5 protein-coding genes and 1 pseudogene are annotated in these 17557 nt (G+C 65.9%); all 6 read right to left on the bottom strand.

Translation table 11 applies throughout. The features are described from left to right. Positions 1-194 (bottom strand): annotated as a pseudogene (locus YA0848_RS27500) (energy transducer TonB); the annotation flags it as partial. Positions 195-197: 3 nt separating this feature from the next. Beyond that, the gene (locus YA0848_RS27495) at positions 198-623 is read right to left on the bottom strand and encodes an ExbD/TolR family protein (protein ID WP_010211136.1); all 426 of its coding nucleotides are present in this window, start codon (positions 621-623) and stop codon (positions 198-200) included. Positions 624-634: 11 nt separating this feature from the next. Further along, on the bottom strand, positions 635-2434 hold the full coding sequence (locus YA0848_RS27490; RefSeq protein WP_169903869.1) for a DUF2341 domain-containing protein: 1800 nt from the start codon (positions 2432-2434) through the stop codon (positions 635-637). A gap of 24 nt (positions 2435-2458) precedes the next feature. Further along, positions 2459-4042 (bottom strand): ShlB/FhaC/HecB family hemolysin secretion/activation protein, encoded by a 1584-nt coding sequence (locus tag YA0848_RS27485; RefSeq protein ID WP_034096923.1) that lies wholly within the window; start codon positions 4040-4042, stop codon positions 2459-2461. 59 nt (positions 4043-4101) lie between these two features. Then, a complete protein-coding gene (locus YA0848_RS27480; protein WP_034096922.1) occupies positions 4102-4695 on the bottom strand; it encodes a transposase in 594 nt (197 codons plus the stop codon). A 241-nt stretch (positions 4696-4936) separates the two neighbouring features. After that, the gene (locus YA0848_RS27475; protein ID WP_198712383.1) at positions 4937-17503 is read right to left on the bottom strand and encodes a filamentous haemagglutinin family protein; all 12567 of its coding nucleotides are present in this window, start codon (positions 17501-17503) and stop codon (positions 4937-4939) included. Between the last annotated feature and the right edge of the window lie 54 nt (positions 17504-17557).

Raw genomic sequence — 17557 nt, 5'->3', positions numbered from 1 at the left:
GGTGGGGGCGGTGGCGGCAACGGTATGATGGTCGGCACCTTGGGCGCCTCGCGGCGCACGCCGCTCATGTCGTTGGCCCACTGCCACAACAACCAGGCGGCCACGGCGCCCAGCAGCAGGCCGGCGCCCCACTTCAGTGGGCGCAATGGCCGTGGGGTCTTGGTCGGCGGTGTGATCGGCATCTGTGCGGTCATGGCTCAGCCCTGGCTCGGTTTGCCGGTGACCAGCCCGACCTGGGACAGCTCCAACCGGCGCAGCAGGTCGAGCACTTCGATGACTTTCTGGTACTGCACCATGGCATCGCCGCGCACGATCACCGGGAAGTCCGGGTTCAGCGCTTTTTCGATACGCAGGCGCTCTTCCAGCTCGCCGAGGGTCACCGGGTAGGCATCGAGAAACACCTGGCCGCCGTCGTTGACAGAGATGGCCTTGGTCTTGGCCTCCGATAACGACACCGAGGCGCTGGCCTTGGGCAGGTGAATCTGGATCCCCGACACCTGGGCGGTGGCGGTGAGGATAAACATCACCAGCACCACCATCAGCACGTCCACCAGGGGCGTGATATTGATGCTGTCGACGGCGGCATCATCGTCATCGTCGTGGGAGGCATTTACGGAAGCCATGGCGATTCTCCTCAGGCCGGAACCGATGCGTGCGGCGCGCGCCGATGCGCCGCTTCACTGTGCTGGCTTTCGCCGTGCATCTCGGCCAGGCGGGTGATGAACTCGTCGACGAACACCCGCATGTCGGCGCTGACTTCCTTGTTGCGCGTGATCAGGCGGTTGTAGCCGAACAGTGCCGGGATCGCGACGAACAGGCCCATGGCCGTGGCCAGCAAGGCCGCCGCCATGCCGGGGGCGATGGCATTGATGTTGACGTCACCGGCCATGGCCGTGCCGAGGAACACCACCATGATCCCCAGCACCGTACCCAGCAGGCCGATATACGGGCCGCCGGCGATGGCATTGGACAGGGTCGAGAGCTTGGCGCTGAGGGCCTGGTTTTCGCGGGTACGCACACCGTCCATGGAGCAACGGATGGCTTCGATGGTGGCCGCCGAGACCGACGAGGTGTCAGCCCCCTGGGCGCGGCGGGTGCGGATTTCCTTGACCGCCACGCAATACAGGCGCCACAGCGAGGAGTGGCTCAGGCGCTCGGCGAGCAGCGCATCGTCGTAATACATTTCCAGGCGGGTGCCGATTTGCGCGAACTGCTCACGGAACGCTTCGTTGGCGCGGCTGACCCGGCTGACCTGGCGGTTCTTGCGCAGCATGATGAACCACGACTGCACCATCATCGCCACCAGCACCAGAATGATTACCCAGGCATCCACCGGCACCGCGTTGAGCAAAAAGCCCAGGCTGCCGAAGCCAAAGCCGGACTGTTCTTCATCCACGCCATACGCCACCAGCTTGGACTCGGCGCCCTGGGCACTGGCATCGGCCAGCAACAGGGCCGCCGGCCGCGCCACCTTGGACAGACGCAGCTCGTCGATGGCCCCGGCGAACGGCAGATGCGTGCTCGCGGCGTCCGGCAGGTCGGCGCCGATGGCCAGTGGCGTATTGAACGCCGGCAGCGCCACGCCCAGGCGTGCGGTTTCGCGGCCGTTCACAAACAGCAGCCCATTGGCGCCCTCGGCGGTGAACGCCAGGTGCTGCCATTGGCCGGGGTTCAGCGGCTGGGTCGACACCGCACGTTGCCCATCGACTTCCACAAACGGCACACCCTGGTTCAACCCCAGCAGCAGGCTGTGAGCACCGTCGCGGCGGGCCAGGACGATCTGCTCGCCACTGGCCTGGTCCACACGCAGCCAGGCACTGAAGGTAAACGCCGCGCCGGCGGCGTGTTGCAGCGAGGGGCTGGCCGGCAGCAACAGCGCCTGGCCGCCCAATTGCAGCGCGCGACCGATCACGCCGTCGATGCTGCTGCCGGTGGCGTTCGACGCGGTGTTGGCATAGGCCGTGGTGTCGCGCGGCGGCGTGGCCGGGGCTCCGTCGAAGTGGTACAGCGCGGTGTAATCGGGGTCGAAGGTCAGTTGGCCATTGGCGGTGGCCGGGGCCTTCTGGTTGCCGTAGTACATCCAAATGTCCTGGCGTTGGCCGCCTTCGACCTTGGGCACATCGACCCAGATCAGCGCCATGCCCATCAGCGGGTCGAAGCTTTCGATCTGGTGGTTGAACACGGTCTTGTCATCGGCACTCACGAAGCGCAGGTCGGCCCCGTCTTCCTTGACCCCGTCAAAGCTGAAATTGCCGGTATGCAGGCGCACCAGCAGCGCGGTGCGGCCCAGGGCCTGGTTGATCGCGGCGCCTTGGGCGGTGGTGTCCACGGAAATCTGTTTGCGGTAATGCCAGTCATCCTGCCACCAGGCGTGGGCGGTGGCCGGGAGCGTGAAGCCCAGGCAGATCAACAGGCTCAGAAATAGGCGTTGCATGGGTGAAGTCTCCGGAAGAAAAAGTCAGAAAGTCGCCTGCACACTGAAGTGCAGCCGCGAGTCCTGTTTCTGGGTGTTCGGTCCATCGAGCAGCGGGTAGCCCCAATCCAGGCTGCCGGACAACCATTTGCTCAAACTGGCGCGGGTGCCCAGGCCGACGCTGGCCAGGCTGTATTCGTCTTCTTGCTCGGGCAGCGGGTCGTGCAGACGCAGGCGCGCCCCCTCGGCGAACGCGTAAAAGCGCCACTCCTGCACATAACTGCCGAGGAACTTGGCCAGGGACGGCGTGCGCAGTTCCTGGGAGAGCAAATACCCCTCGTCCCCGGTGCGCTCGGCCGCCAGATAGCCGCGCACTGACGTGGCGCCGCCGGCCGAGTACTGCTCGTTGGACACCAGCGGCCCCGAGGCCAGCTGGAAGCCGGCCTTGGACGCCGATTGCCAGTCGTTGGCGAAGGTGTAGGTGTAATTCAGGTCGCCCTTGAGCACGGCAAAACTGGCGCTGGCCTTGTAGCGCTTGTACGCAAATGCGTCGTCGTCGCTGCCGTAGCCAAAGAACGCACGGGTGCCGACCACCAGGTTCAGGCCCAGGCCCAGTTGGGACTGTTCGGTGTAGCGATAGCCGTTGTAGCCCAGGGTCAACGGCGCGTACTTGAGCGGCACCTGATCGCCGCTGGCGCCGAAGTTGAGCTGCTCGTCGAAGTCCTTGAAATCCACGCCGAGGGAGAACGAGTTGGCCCAGTTGTCGGCGGCCGGCAGGTTGTAGATCGCCGACACTCCGTACGAATGCCCCTTGCCCAGCACGTTGCTGCCGCCGATGGTGGCGATGTTGCTGTCGGACTGATAACCGGAGAACTGCAAGGTCCAGCGCTCATCCAGCGGCGCGCTGTAGGTGGCCGACCAGACCTTGGCGTTCTCGGTGTCCTGGGGCGCCGTGAAGTAGGTCAGGGAAATGCTGTGGCCCAATTGCCAGAGGTTGTCGTAGCCCAGGGTGGCGACCGAACGCAGCTTCTCGGTGTCGGCGCTGTAGTCGTTGTTCAGCCCCAGGCTGGCGTGCCAGGGGTTCTGGTCTTCCACTTGCAGGTCCACGTCCATGGTGCCGGGCCGCTGACCTTCGCGCACCAGCGGCGTAACCTGGCGCCCCGTGCCGCGATTGAGGCCGGCCAGTTGGGTTTGCACGCTGGCGAAGTCCGGCACGGCGCCCTCCTCCAGGGCCGGCACCTGCTCACGGATCTCCACCGGCGAGTAATGCTTGGCGCCCACCACGCGCACCCGGCCGACCTTGGTTTCGCTGACCTGCAAATAGACGATACCGTCGTCGACCTTCTGCTCCGGCAGCTCGACGAACACCGACTGGTAACCGCGCGCCTGATAGATCTTCTGCAACGCATCGCGGGCGCCTTCGATATCGTCCAGGGTCTTTTGCGGGCCCAGGAACGGGTACACCGCTTCCTCGATGGTCGCCGCGTCGAGCACGGTATTGCCGCGCACGAAGTACTCGTTGACGTCCACCCGGCGTACCGGGGCGTCGCCCTCGGCCAGCGCCGGTTGAACCGCACTCCACAGCACCAGGCCGCACAGCGCCAGCGTTGATTTGAACAGATGCTCCACACCGCCCCCTGAACTAGTTATGTTGTGCGTCGCCGCGCTATGCACTGCGTCTGGCCGGTTCAATGGCTGGCGATCGCAGGGTTGCCATGCCGTGCCAGCCAGGTGTGCAACAGGGCGAAGTTCAAGGAGAACTCCGGCATGTGCAGCAAGGCGCCACAGAACACTTCACCGATGATTTTCTGAATCAGTTGCACCGCGCGCGGGTTGCTCAGCAGCGTGGCGATGTCGCGGGTCAACACCTGGATGCTCCAGACCTTCTGGTTCAACCCCAGGCCGACGAACCAGCGGAACAACAGGTTGTAATTGAGTTGTTCATGCAGTTGCTGCTCGCTGGGCACCGAATACAGCAATTGCAGCAACAGGATCTGCAGCACGGTCTGCGGCGCGATCGTCATCGACGGCTCGGCCGCCAGCCAGTCGCGGTGCTGGTCGAGCGCCTCGTCGATCTGCGGGCGCAGCAGCACCAGGGAATGACCGGCGGGGATATAGCTGGAGACCTCTTTCAACGCGCCCTGCCAATCTTCCTGGGACACGATCCACACCCAGGGCGCACCGTAGCGATAGACCGACACCGGCTTCTTGCGCGCCGCTTCGACGATCTTCGACAGGCGCTGATCAAGCTCCTGCATGCCCACTTTCGAATAACGTTCCATAGTTCCCATTGCCCCACTCCTGGCCTGCCGCATGCGCGTGATGAGCACCTTGTGGATGCTGTCGAGCGCGTTACACAGGAGAGACGGGAGTGGCCATGGGCTACCGAACTTTTGTCATGAAAGCTTCATTTGGGATTGGGTCGGGGGCATTTACGCGCTGATCACCCAGGGCTGCGCGCAAAAAAAAAAACGGGGCGATCATAGATCGCCCCCAAGGTCCATCGAGAGGTTCCGGCGCCCGTTAAAGGCTGATCTGTCTGCGCTCCTCGTCGGTCAACCGCGCACGCGCCTGTTCGCTCAGCGGCCCGGCGCCCAGCACCTGCACAGGGCTGTCGGGGTTGTAGGCCGAGGTTTTCTGCTGCTCCTGCGGCTCACGCGGCACCGGCTCGGAGCCAAAGCTCAACACCTCCACGGTGACGATCGACGCCCGGCTCTGCCTGGCCGCCGCCTGCTGGCTGCGGGCCGCGTCTTCCGCAGCCTGGGAGGCGGCCGCCCCGGCGGCGCTGGCCGAACTCAGGGCGCCGGTATTGACCGTGGCCGTCACCGGCACGCCGCTGGATTTGCCCTGGGTCTGGATATTCGTCGCGTTCACCACCCGCAAGGCGGCGATGTTGACGTTGCCGGACACGCGAATGCCCGCCTCGCCCGCATCGATAGTGCCCAGCGGCGCGATCAGGTCGATATCCCCCGCCGGCACTTCCGGGATCGGGTTCAGGGTGGCGATCCCCGCCCCGGTGCTCGGTACCGACGGCGACAGGCCGACGTTGCCCCAGTTGTCATAGACACGCTTGGGCGGTGTGTACACCACGGTGGTCTTGGAGCCACGGCCGGCGTTGATATCGCCCTGGGCGGTCCAGCCTAGGATCGAGCCGCCGAAGGTGGTCATGATGCGGCTTTGCCCCAGGAGAATGCTGCCCATCGAGTACAGCTGGATATCCCCCGCGCCTTGGGTGATCACACCCGCCGTCGACGGTGGCGCCGCGCCTTCGATACCGAAGGTCTGGCTACCGCCCGGAGTGAGCATCTGAATCGCTCCGCCAGCGTTGGTGTGCACACCCGAGCCGTTGAACAGGGTGATATCGCCCTGATAAGTGATCGGGTTGCCGGCCACGTCCTTGGTCGGGAACAGCGCTGCAATCGCTGCGCGACCTCGCACGTAACTGCCCTGGCGCACGCCGCCGGCCTGGGTGTATTCGCGACCGGCGGCCTTGAGCTCAGCGAAATACACATCGCGGGCAAACACCCGTTGCTGCTCGGCGGGCAACGCAGCGTAGTAGGCGCGAGCCTGGACGGTGTCGCCGACAAAGCCGAAGCGCTCGGCGAGCCAACTGACCAGTTCATCGTCGTAGGTCTTGGCCACTTTGCCGCTCTGCAAGGATTCACCGGCCTGCGCCTGATTGAGCGGGTTCAGGTAAGCCTCGACGAACCGACTGTAATCCGGCCCGCTGGCACCCACACCGGCCTGCATAACGATGCTCGCGCCGGGGCGGTTGTCGCCCGGCAACACCGCGCCGAGGCTGGTTACGCTGTGCTCACCGCCGACACCGGTAAGCAGGATATTGCGCCCGGCCGAGACTTCTAGCAGGCCAGGGCCGGCCACCTGGAAGCTGCTGTAGAGAATGTCGCGCCCGGCGGACACGATGGAGATGTCCTGGGTCGCGTCGTGCATAAACAGGTTATTGCTCGAACGGCCAAACATCATGTCATCGCCGAACGCGCGCCCGCTGCTGACGATATCCCGCCCGGCCAGCATGCGGACCGGGCCGCTGCCTTCGTACCAGGTCTGACCTTCATGCAAGCTGCCAGGGGAGGTGTCGAACCGAATGATCCGGCCACTGCTGACGCCCACTAGGTCGCCGTCCATGGCATAAAACCGCGCGGGCTCACCACGCCCGCCGGTGGATGCGGACGTGGTGCCGGGCCCGAACGCAAATAGCGCACGAGCATCCAGGTTGCCGCTGGCCGACAGGTTGCTCGCCACCACCTGGGTGCCGAGCATGCCCTGGAAGGCCGGATTCCACGGCGTCGCCATGGCACTGCTGGCAGTGCCGGAGCGGCTGACGGTCATGCCGCCGGCGTAGATCGAATCCTGGGCGAGGAACTGCAACTGGCCATTGTCGGCGGGCGCCAACAGCAAGGGGAACATGTAGGTGTTATCGCCGTTGGCCTGGGCCTCGGCCGCTTTACCGTAATACAGGCTGCCGCCGGCGGCGGTGGCCCTGAGGATCGAGGGATACACCACCGCCAAGTCGGGGAGCGCGTCGATGCGGCTGAAGGGCGTGAGGTTGCCGCCCAGGGAAAACAGGTCGATGGCGGTGTCTCGGGTCCACAGCGTAAACCAGCTGGAACCGCCGCCAAGTGAGGCGCCTTGGGCAAACGGCGACACATGGGAGAGCACCACCCGGCCTGGGTCTTCGACGTTCTGCACCACCAGGTCGCCCAGGGTTTGCAGGTTGAACGTGGCATCACCGGGGACCAGGGTCATGCCGCCACGGGCAACGCCACGGGTCGCGACCTGCGGGTCGAACGCGCGGGTTTCACCCGGGCTTTGGCTGCGCGCCGTGCTGCCGTACAGCAGGTCGACACTGCCCATGGTCGCGCTGCGCAACTGCACGTCGCCGCGCAGGTTGACCAGCACGCCGTCACGGTGGTCCGTGGTGGCGGCCACGCTGGCGGGGTTCAGCGCGCCGCCGATGCGGACACGCAAATCGCCGCCACCGGTCAGCTGCTGGCTGCCATCGGCGGCGATCCGTCCGGTACTGCCGACGGCCAGAACCAAGCCCTGGCTATGGGGGTTCACCTCGGGGCGATACACGCTGTAGCCCAAGGTATCCAGCACCCCGGCGTTGCCGCTCACATTGACGTCCAGGTTGCCGCCGCCCAGGGTGCCGAAGCCGGTGAAACCGAGCAGTTTGTCCGCCGCCGCGGTTGCGGTGTAACTGCCGAAGTTGATCCACCAGGCCGTCGGTTGCGCCGGCCCGCCCGTCGCCACGGCACCGCTGCCCTGGCGCCATAGCCAGTTGCCGACGGCCGCCGAGTCGACCCCGACATCCTTGGGGTTGGGGCGCACGCTGCTGGCTACGCTGCTGGTGATATGCCCGGTCAGGTCACCGCCCACATTCAGGGTCAGATTGCCGCCGGCTTCCGGGTACCAGGCGCGGTACAGACTGGTGGACGAGCCGTTGACGAACTGTTCGAAGAAGCTGCCGGCGTCGTTCAGCACCGTACTGGTCAACGGATCGGCGCCCGCCCGTTTTGCCTTCGGCAGGTTGTAGGGGTCACCGGCGAAGGTGCCGGTCGATGAGGTGCCCGCGGTGTACACGCCGAACAACGAGTCCATCTGCAGGTTGCCCGCGCTCAACAGTTCAAGGTCGCCGCTGCCGGTGCGGATCACACTCCAGCGCGTACTCGACGGCGTGGCGCCGTATTCGGTATTGCTCTGGGCCGCGCAGTAATCCGGCGCGACGGCGCACAGCTCGTCCACACCCGGCAACTGCAGGCTGGCCAGGAACTCCTCGGTGATCACCCCCCCTACCGGAACCACGATACTGGCCTGTTCCAACAATTCATCGGCCGCTTTCTGAGTCCACACGTAGGTCACTTTCATTGCGCAGTAGTCCGGCGAACTGGCACAGAAATCCTCGATCGAACCCTGGCCCATCGCGTCGAGCAACGATTGCTCGATGGGGTCACCTACCTTGACATCCACACCCGCGCCACTCAGTTCAGCCACCGCCAGGGCGGTCCAGGTCTGAATGCCCTTGCTCGGCAATTGCTTGGCGAACATCCCGTAGTGGTTGTCCGCCAAGTGCATATCGCCGCTGCGCGGATGGGCTTGCAGCAGACGGCTGTCCGCCGCCTCGGTATCGGCGCCCGCCACCAGGCGCAACGACCACGACTGGGTACCTTCGGCCAGCATCGGCGAAATCGCCCAGACCTGCCCGGCCGGGCCGGAAACCCCGACGCGCAGGGCGACCGAGGTCGCATTGTTGGGCAGTTTCACATCGGTCCCAGCCGGGATCAGTGCGCCCTTGGGCAAGGCTTTGCTGCCACTGAGCTGCACCGTGTTATTGGCCGCGTTCGCCTGGTGTATCGCCGGCAGCGGCACACCCTTGGGCCAGGTCATACCGTCCAGTCGGGTGCCTTGGGCCAACAGTGTGCCGGCGCCCAATTGGGTGCCGATCGCCAGGGTCTGCGCCTCACGCAACAAGGTGCCCGCAGCGAGCAACAGGTTGCCGCCGGCATCGCGCACATCGGCCGAGACCACGCTGCCCGCTGGCAATACCAGCTCCTGGCCCAACGTCGCGGCCACCGGCAAGCGGGTGCCGGCGGCCATCGTCAGCGCTTTGATAGGCAGGTCGTAATTCAACGTGCTGCCGGCCGGGAACGCCGTGCCATCGGCCAGGGTCACGCCGTTGCCCGGCACCACGATAGTGCCGCCGCTGAAGTCGACGCCCGGTAGCAGCACCCAGCCTTTGTCATCCTCGGACACCGGCGGTTTGGCGAAGCCATCGTTGAGGCTGCCGTAGATATTCAGGTCGCCACCGGCGCGCAGGGTCAGGCTGCCGGATTCACCGGAGCCGTAGACCGCGTTGTCCTTGACGCTATGGGGGTTGAGGCTGGCATAGCGGTAGCCGGACAGGTCCAGGTCACCCTGCACCACCAGGTCGCCGTCCTGGGTTTTACTGACGATTTCCACCCCTGGGCGCAGGTGCAAGGCATCGGCGTAGGTGGCGTTGTTCAGGCCGGCGAGTTTGTTATCCAGCAGGTTCTGATTGAGCAGCGCCGCATTGATAAAGGCTTCGCTCAGGGCGTGTTTCTGGTCCAGGTAGCCCTGGGTGATTTCCTGGTACGGCCTGCCGCTGGCGGTCGGGTCGGTTTTTTCCGGCGCATCGTCATAGCGCGCCATGCCGTTGAGGGTGATGGAGCGCGCGCCTTGGATGGCTAACCGCCCGTGAGCGTCGATGGCCACGTCATTGCTGCTGCCATCCGGGTTGATCAGGCGCGGCGCATTCAGCTCCAGGGTGCCGCGCAGGCGCCCGTCGTTGCCGGTGGCGGCAGTGCCGTGGCGCAGGTCGATGCGCACGCCGTCGGCCAGGGTCAGTTGACCATCGCCGGACCCCAGCACCACCATGGCGCGGTTCGGCGCGTCGATGATCTTGCCGTAGCTGTCCACCCGCAACTTGCTGCCGTGGGCATCGAGCACGGCGCTGCCGTCCAGGGTCAGGCCGTGCTTGCCGGCCAGGTTGATAGTGCCGACGCGCTCGCCGCTGGCATCCACCAGGCCAGTGACCCGCAGGCTGCCGTTGTCCACCGACACACTGATGCTGCCGGCCTTGAGCCCATCGCCGATGGTCAGGTCGCCTTGTTTGAGTTGGAAACTGCGCGCGCCGAACACCTGGCCCTGGTTCAGGCGTTGGTTGAGGTCAGCGAACTGTTGGTCCAAAGCACCGCTGCTGCCCAGGCGCTGCGCCTGGATCTCCACGCTGCCCGCCGGTTGCGGCATCGAGGTGCCGCCGGCGTTGAAATAGCCACTGCTGCTGCCGAGGATCTTGCCTTGCAGATCGACGATACCGCCCGCCGCATCCGTGGCCACCGCGCGCAATTTGCCGGCCTGGTTATGCTGGGCCGACAGATCGATGGTCGAGCCCGCCGCCTGCAGGATATTGCCGCTGCGGCTGTCCAGCAGCACGTCGCCGCCCCAGCCGTATTGGGTCACGTCGTTGAAGCGCATCGCACGGCCGGCCACATCGATCAGGGCGTCGTCGGTCAGCACCAGATCACCCCGTGTACTGAGGCTGACTTTGCCGCTGGGCAATACCACCGCACTGGCCACGCGCAGGCTGTCGCCCTGCAGGGACAGTTGCGCGCCCTGGCCGTTGGCGTTGCCACGGGGGCCTGACGACGCACCGATGTCAATCGCACCGCCGGCCTTGATGCTGTTCACCGAACCGGCCTCACCGGTCATCAACGGCGTGCGAATGGTCAAGTTGCCACCGCTGTACTGGTAACCGCTGACCGGGTCATAGGCACCCTGGCGCTGGTACACCGACAGGCTGCCTTTGTGGTTGGCGGTAATGCGTTCGCTGGCGTTGAGGTTCACCGTGGCAAAGCCCAGGGCCAACCGGTCGAAGCTTTTCACGTTGCTCGGCTGACCGAAGGCGCCATACCCGAACTCAATGCGCTCGGCGTTGATATCCAGGCGCCCGCTGCCGGTGCCCGCACCGCCCGTTACCACTGCGCCCGGGGCCTGGGTGGCGCCCAGCCAGATCAGATTGGCGGTGTGCAGGGTCGCCACGTCGTTGGCGTCGCCGGCGCCGTACAGCGCCGGAGTGGACAGCATCAGGTTGCTCAGCAGCGATTTGCCGGTCAACGGGTCATAGGTGTCGAGGCTGGCGTTGCCATACAGGTTGAACCCGTCGCGTGCCGACAGTTGCAGGGTTTCCAAGGCCGGGGCGCCGAGTTGCGTGTCGCCGCGCAGCAGGCGGTCGAGCAGAGCCTGGTTCAAGGTCAAACCGGCCGGCAAGCGGTTGCCGGCGGCCGCCGCGGCCAGGGCTGCGACGCTGCCCAGGTTGATGGTGCTCACGCCCAGGTTGAGGTGACGGGTGCCATAGCGCACTTGGTCGCCCAGTTGGAACGTGCCGTCGGTCAGGGCCACGATACTGCCCTCGGAGTACAGCCCGGTCTGGCCGACGCAAGATTGGGCAGCGCAGGCGCCGACGTTGATCCCCTCGCTGATCACACCGCCAGGCCGCGAGGCGCTGACCACGTTGAGCAAGCCGTTGGACACCCCGAGCATATTGGCGACCTGATAAATAAACCCGTCGCGGGCATCGTAGCTGGCCTTGCCCCGGCCCAAGGTGTTGAGGGAGGCGCCCTGCTCCACCACGATGGCGCCGGTGTCGCTGACCAGGAACACTTCCGGCGCCGCCAGGGTGGCACCGGCCCGCACAGTGATGTTGCTGTTGGCGGCATTCACCCCGCTGGCCAGGCTGATGAAGTTACCCGACTGACCGTAATCCACCACCGTCATGCCGCCGATCATCAACCGTGCGGCACCGATAGCATTGAGGGTGTCGGCTCTGAGGCTAATGCCGCCGAAACCGGCGGTGGCAGACGCCTGCGGCGCCACCACCTCGATACCCAACCGGCTCTGGTCGAGCACCGCGACCGTACCGCCGTAGCCGCCGGTGGCGGCGTCAAAGCGCCCGATACCGTTGAATGAAAACCCATCGGCCCCCGCGCCGGGGCGCAAGGCCAACTTCAAGGTTTTGGCGTCGGCTTCCAGCAGAGGGCGCGGTACGCCCAACCGGGCGGCATCGGCCTTGGCGAACTGGGCGTAACTGGTTTCGTTGTATTGGGAATAGCGGCGCAGGGTGTCCGCCGAGGTCAGGATCAATGGGGTGGCGACGCTGTTGCGGATGCCGGTATGGGCAATCGACAACTGCCCGGAGGTGGCCCACGAGCCGTTGCGCATCAAGGTGGTCGCGTTGTCGCTGCCCAGCCCCGCCAGGCCATTGATCTCCACGCGATAAGCCCCCGGCATCAGCGCGTAGGTGGACGGCATCAAGGTGTAGGTGCCGGCCGGCAAGCCCGGCACCCCGGCGCCGATGGTGACCTGTTGGCCCACCAACGGCGCCACGGCACCGCCCTCGGCCGCAACCGGCGCCGCACCCGGCTGTGCCCCCGGCACAATGGCGTAGACCGGGTTGGTGGACAGCCCCGGCAGCACGAACCCGGCACTGGCACCGAACTGCACCAGGGGGTTGTAGCGCGCATCCGTGGAGCCGCCGCGTCCGGAGATAAACCCGGCGCCCAGCAGCTCGCCACCGCCCGACAGATCGACGACCGCCCCCGACTGCACGGCCACCGACTGGCCGCCCAGAATCACGCCGACGCTCAGGTCGCTGTTGGTATTGACCAATCCGCCCTGCCCGAGAAAGGCCACGGTCTTGCCGTTATAGGTGTAGACCTGCCCGTCCAGGGTGCCGCCATAGGGCAGCACCAACCCCTTGCCGCTCACCGAAGTGACGCTGCCCGGCAGCAATTGCACCTGGCTGCTGCCCATGCTGCCGATATTGATCAAGCCCAGCGGCGCGCGCACCACGCCGCCTTGCTTGACGGTGGCGGCGCCCAGTTGCAGGCGCCCGAACGCCGAATACGGCAACGCAGCCTCCGTGCTGCCGACGCGGCCAAGGGTCAAGCTGCGCAGCGGATTAAAGTCCAGGCCCTGGGTAATGGTGCTGGACTCACCGAGGTAGCCGGCAATCACCCGGGCACTGACGTCCGTGGCGGGGTACACCTGCGCCGCGCGCAAGGTCATGTCGCCCTGGGTCAGCAACTGGGTGCTGACGCCGGTGATGATGTCGTTCACGGAAGTCCCCGCCAGAAAGCGCAAGTCGCCCTGGCTGGTCAGGTTGACCTGGTCGAAGCCGCGGCGCTCAAGGCTGGCCTGGCTGGCGTCGGCGCGGTACAGACTGCTGCGGTTACCGAAGATCACATTGCCACGCACTTCGACCAACTGCCCCTCGGCGTTGAACTGCGCCTGAGTGGCACGCTGGGACGGCACCGGCAGCACCGGCACCGGACGCACGTAGAAATCCTTGCCGCTCTCGGGGGGCGGCAGATAGCCCGCCAGCAGCAGGTGCGGCGCCGACAGGTCGATGCGTGCCGTGGCGGCGGCGTTGTCGCTCAGGCCATAGCCACGGCTGTACAGACGCAGGCTCTGGCCCATATTCAGGCGGATGTCGCCGTCAAAGCTCAGCAAACCATTGCTCAGCAGCGCGAGGTTATCGAAGCCGCCGGCCTGGACTTGATCCACGCCCAGACGTGCGTGCCCATAGTCCAGGCTATCGGCCGCCGCTTCGGCCGTGCCAGCCAGAGCGCTCGGTGAATGCCCTTGGCCGAGCACCAGTTCACGCACCTTGAGCACCCGGTCAGCGACCCCGGTCTTGGTGTAATACGGACTTTCCAGCGCCAGGTTAAGACTGCCGCCCGCCGCGCCAGCGCCACCGGCCCTGGCCATCACGCTGCCCTCCAGGTACAGGCCGTTGTTGGAGGCCAGGCTGATGCTGCCGCCGTTACTGGCTACCGACACCGTGCCCTGCCCCGGCACTGTCAGCTCGGTTTGGGTGCCGGAGGCGTCCAGTCGTGCGCCGTCGCGGACCACCACAAACAGGTCGCTGGCCTTGGCCAGGCCGGTGTTCAGGTCCAGCGTGCCGCCCAGGCTGATGCTGCCGCCGTCACGCACCACGCCATAACGGCGCCCTTGGCTGTCCACCGCCGTGGCTGCACGCGCTGCCACATCGATCAGTGCGTGCTCGCCAACCCAGATCGAGCGGCCATGACCGGCCGCATTCACCGCTTCCGAAGTGGCTGCAGTCAGCCCCTCAAGGCTGACGCTGCCGCCCCAGGCATTGAGCGTGCCATCCATTGTCAACTGACCGACGCTGCGCAAGTTGATGGCCTGCCCAGGATCGACGTTGATCACCGCCCCCTGGCCCACGGTCAAGGCCGTGCTCGCCAGTTGCGCCGCCGTGGCGAATACATTGCCGGCGGTAAGGCTCAAACCGGCGCCGCGACGCTGGGTCAGCACGCCTTTGGCGGCATCTTCCTGATACAGCGGCGAGGTCCACTGCTCCAGGGCCGTGGTCGGTGCGCCGCCGGTCGCCACCGTGGACGCCTGCGCGCCCAATCGATAGGTCGGCAGGCTGACATTCACTTGAGTGCCGTCGGTGACGATCAGCCCTTCGTTGCCGGTGATGTCGTAGGCCGAGAAGCCCTTGTCGAAGAAGTCGCCGGCCAGGTGCAAGGTGTCCGGGTCCATCGCGCCGACACGGTTGCCGATCTGCACCGTGCGCGCCTGCAAGGCCAAGGTGCCGCCGCCATTGACGCCATAACCGCGCACGTCGCCATCCAGGGCCAGAGCGCCGAGGGCGCCCAGGGTCACGTTGCCGCCTTTGCCGCCGATCAACTTGCCGTCTACCCCCAGGGTGGCCCCGGAGGACACGTCCACCCCGCTGCCGGCCGCCAGGTTCAACTGGCTCGAACTGCGCAGCGAAACCTTGCCGCCGTTGATATACGCAAGGCCGCTGCCATTGCCGGGTTCCAGCAGCAGGTTATTCCAGCGCCCGCTGGTGTCGAGTTTGACGCCTGCGCCCAGCGTGACCTGCGCGCCACCGGCCAGGGTGGTGTCCTCGACCACGCCGGCCTTGAACGGGTTGACCTGGCTGAGAATGTTGCCGGCGTTAAGGCTGCCGCCGTGGGCCGTGAGGTTGGCATTGATGTCGACGCGCGGCCCGAACAGGGTGATATCGCCGCCGTCGGCCACGCGCAGCGCGCCATTGACGCTGACCTGCTGGCGAGCCGCGACCTTGATGGCGCCCAACGGCGCGGCATTGAGCAGGTCGCTGTCGAGCACGATCTTGCCCTGGCGGTCGGCCGGCAGTGCATTGGCAAGGTCCAGGTCATCGGCAATCGCTTGCGTGTCGTTTTCGAGCGTCACCTGATCGGCGTTCGCCCCCAAGGCGTAGCGCAAGGTGCCGTTGGCTTTGTTGTAGAACGGCGTGTACTGGCCCACGATCAACTGCGCGAGCTGGGCCATGGCCTTCTGGGATTGCTGGTAACCGTCCAGGTTGGGCATGGGCGCCTGAGTCTGGCGATCGCCTTGGAACACATCGCTGATCAGGCGGCCTTCCAGCACCGCGCTGGAGGTGCCGACCACCAGTTTGCCGGCGTCCCGGCCCACGGTGTACCCGGCCTCATTGCGGCCTTGGGGGGCGATCAGCGGGTTGTAGTAATACTCGGTCTGGCCCCAGCGCACGCTAGTGTCTTCGTAACCCTTGTAGATACCGGAATAGAGAATGTCGCCGGGCGCTTTGGACAGCTCGTACAAACGGCGATTCGGCCCTTTGAGCCAGGTCTGGCGGATATAGCCGCCTTGCACGTCCACGGTGCCGCCCGACAGATTGATCTGCGCGCCCTGTTGGGTCACCGCTTCCTTGCCGGTAAAGGTCACGGTGCCGCCCTGGGCCATCCATTCACCCACCGAATGGCCCTGGGTGCCGAGGTAACCGCCGACTTCCAGCAGGCCACCGGCGGTGTACCAGCGGTCGGTGGCGTAGCCGTTGGTGCCGGCGGGCACAAACACCAGGTCGCGAAGGTCGACCCACACATCACTGTTGATCAGTTGGCCGTTGTCGCGGTTGACCGACGCATCGCGCTGCTCGTTACCCTGCACGTTGATCTTGATGTTGTTGGCTTCCATCGCCACCTTGACGCCGACGGCCCCCGATACATCGATCATCGCCCCGTCGCGCACCAGGCTGCGCTGGCCGGCACTGACGGCCACCTGGCCGCCGGTGGCGAGGGTGATCGAGCCCTTGCGGAAATCCACAGTGCCGCCGCTGACGATCTCGATCCGTGACTGGTCCGTGCGGTCGACTACCGCGCTGAGGTGGTTGAACGCGCCGCCGATCAAATTGGCGGGGCTGCCGTCGAGTTTGATCAGGCCATTGTCTTTCTGACTGTTGAGTGCGGTGCTGCCACTGGCGTCCAGCAGGATCGCGGTGGTGCTGCCCTCCCCCAGGCTGACGCTGCCGCTGCTGTCGCTGGCCGCGTTGAGCAAGTGCACGGTGCCGCGGGTGTCCACCGAGGTGCTGGCCAGGGCCACGCCGTTCTGCTGCACCTGATGCCCGGTCAGGGTGACGTCGCCGGTGGATGCCATGATCAGGCCGCTGTTGGTCACCGCACCCGCCGTGCTGCCCGCCTTGAGGCTGGTGGCGACTTCATTGCCACGGGTGGTGGAACGCTCGTTACCCGCCGTGCCCACGCCTTTGCGGATGTAGAAACTGTCACCGGCCGCCAAGGTAGTCTGGCCCTTGGCGGTGATGATGGTGCCGGCGTTTTCCACGTCGCTGCCCAGCAGCAAGGCATAGCCGCCGGCGTCGGTGGAGGTGGCGGCGTTGTGGGTCTGGATCAATGCGCCGCGCTGCACCTGAACCTTGCCCGCCGCGTCGGTGAATGTCGGTTGGGTGCCATTGGTGTCGACATACAGGCCGCGCTGGGTGAACTGTTCATCGGTGATGTTCGCCGCCGCCGCTACCAGGTTGCGCACGTTGACCTGGCTGGTGCCGCTGAACACCACACCGTTACGGTTCATGATCATCACCGTCCCGGCGCCCTTGATCTGGCCCTGGATTTCGCTGGGGCGAGCCTGGGCGTCGTTGACGCGGTTGAGTACTGCCCAGGTGGACTGCTGCTGGAAGTCCACCGTGGTGTTGCGCCCGACGTTGAAGGTTTCCCAATTGAGGATCGCCTTGTCGGCGGTCTGCTCGATGCTCACCGTGGTCTTGCCGCCGGCCTGGGTCTGGGTCGGCGCCTTGGCGTTGGTCCAGCCCTGGGTCAGGCTGTTGTCCACTTGCAGGCCGCCTTTGCCCAGGCCATCGGGAATCGTCGACACCTGGCCGAACGCCGCTTGCCGGCCGGCGGCCTGAGCGGCCTGCTGCGCCGCAATCGCCGCGACGCTGGTGTTCAGGGTGCTGATGGAACGCGCCAACTGCTGATTGACCCGCGCCTGCTGGTTCAAGGTCGGCACCGACGGCATTTGCCCGGCAGTGATGCGCGCCGCCGTGGTCGCCTGGGTCGCCCCCTTGGCCGCGAACCAGGCCGGACTGAACGCCGTCGCCGCCGAGGCGTTGCCCGCCACCACCCATAAGGCGATGACCTGCGCCAGCGGCTTGAGACGCAACACAGTCTGGGCCCGTGAGCCCTGGGCATTCAGCTTAAGCGTGGGTTTGCAGCGGACCATCGGGACACTTCCTTCTTTGTTATCGCCAGGAGCAACACAGGCTCACGTATGAGG

The sequence above is a fragment of the Pseudomonas sp. S4_EA_1b genome, assembly GCF_016307435.1.
GTDB classification, from domain to species: Bacteria; Pseudomonadota; Gammaproteobacteria; order Pseudomonadales; family Pseudomonadaceae; genus Aquipseudomonas; species Aquipseudomonas rhodesiae.
Note: the sequence above shows the minus strand (reverse complement) of the source record. Positions and strands in the feature narration are given on the sequence as shown.

Coding starts and splice junctions, on each gene's coding strand:
- YA0848_RS27495 (WP_010211136.1), bottom strand. CDS start 623: ATGGCTTCCGTAAATGCCTCCCACGACGATGACGATGATGCCGCCGTC.
- YA0848_RS27490 (WP_169903869.1), bottom strand. CDS start 2,434: ATGCAACGCCTATTTCTGAGCCTGTTGATCTGCCTGGGCTTCACGCTC.
- YA0848_RS27480 (WP_034096922.1), bottom strand. CDS start 4,695: ATGGAACGTTATTCGAAAGTGGGCATGCAGGAGCTTGATCAGCGCCTG.
- YA0848_RS27475 (WP_198712383.1), bottom strand. CDS start 17,503: ATGGTCCGCTGCAAACCCACGCTTAAGCTGAATGCCCAGGGCTCACGG.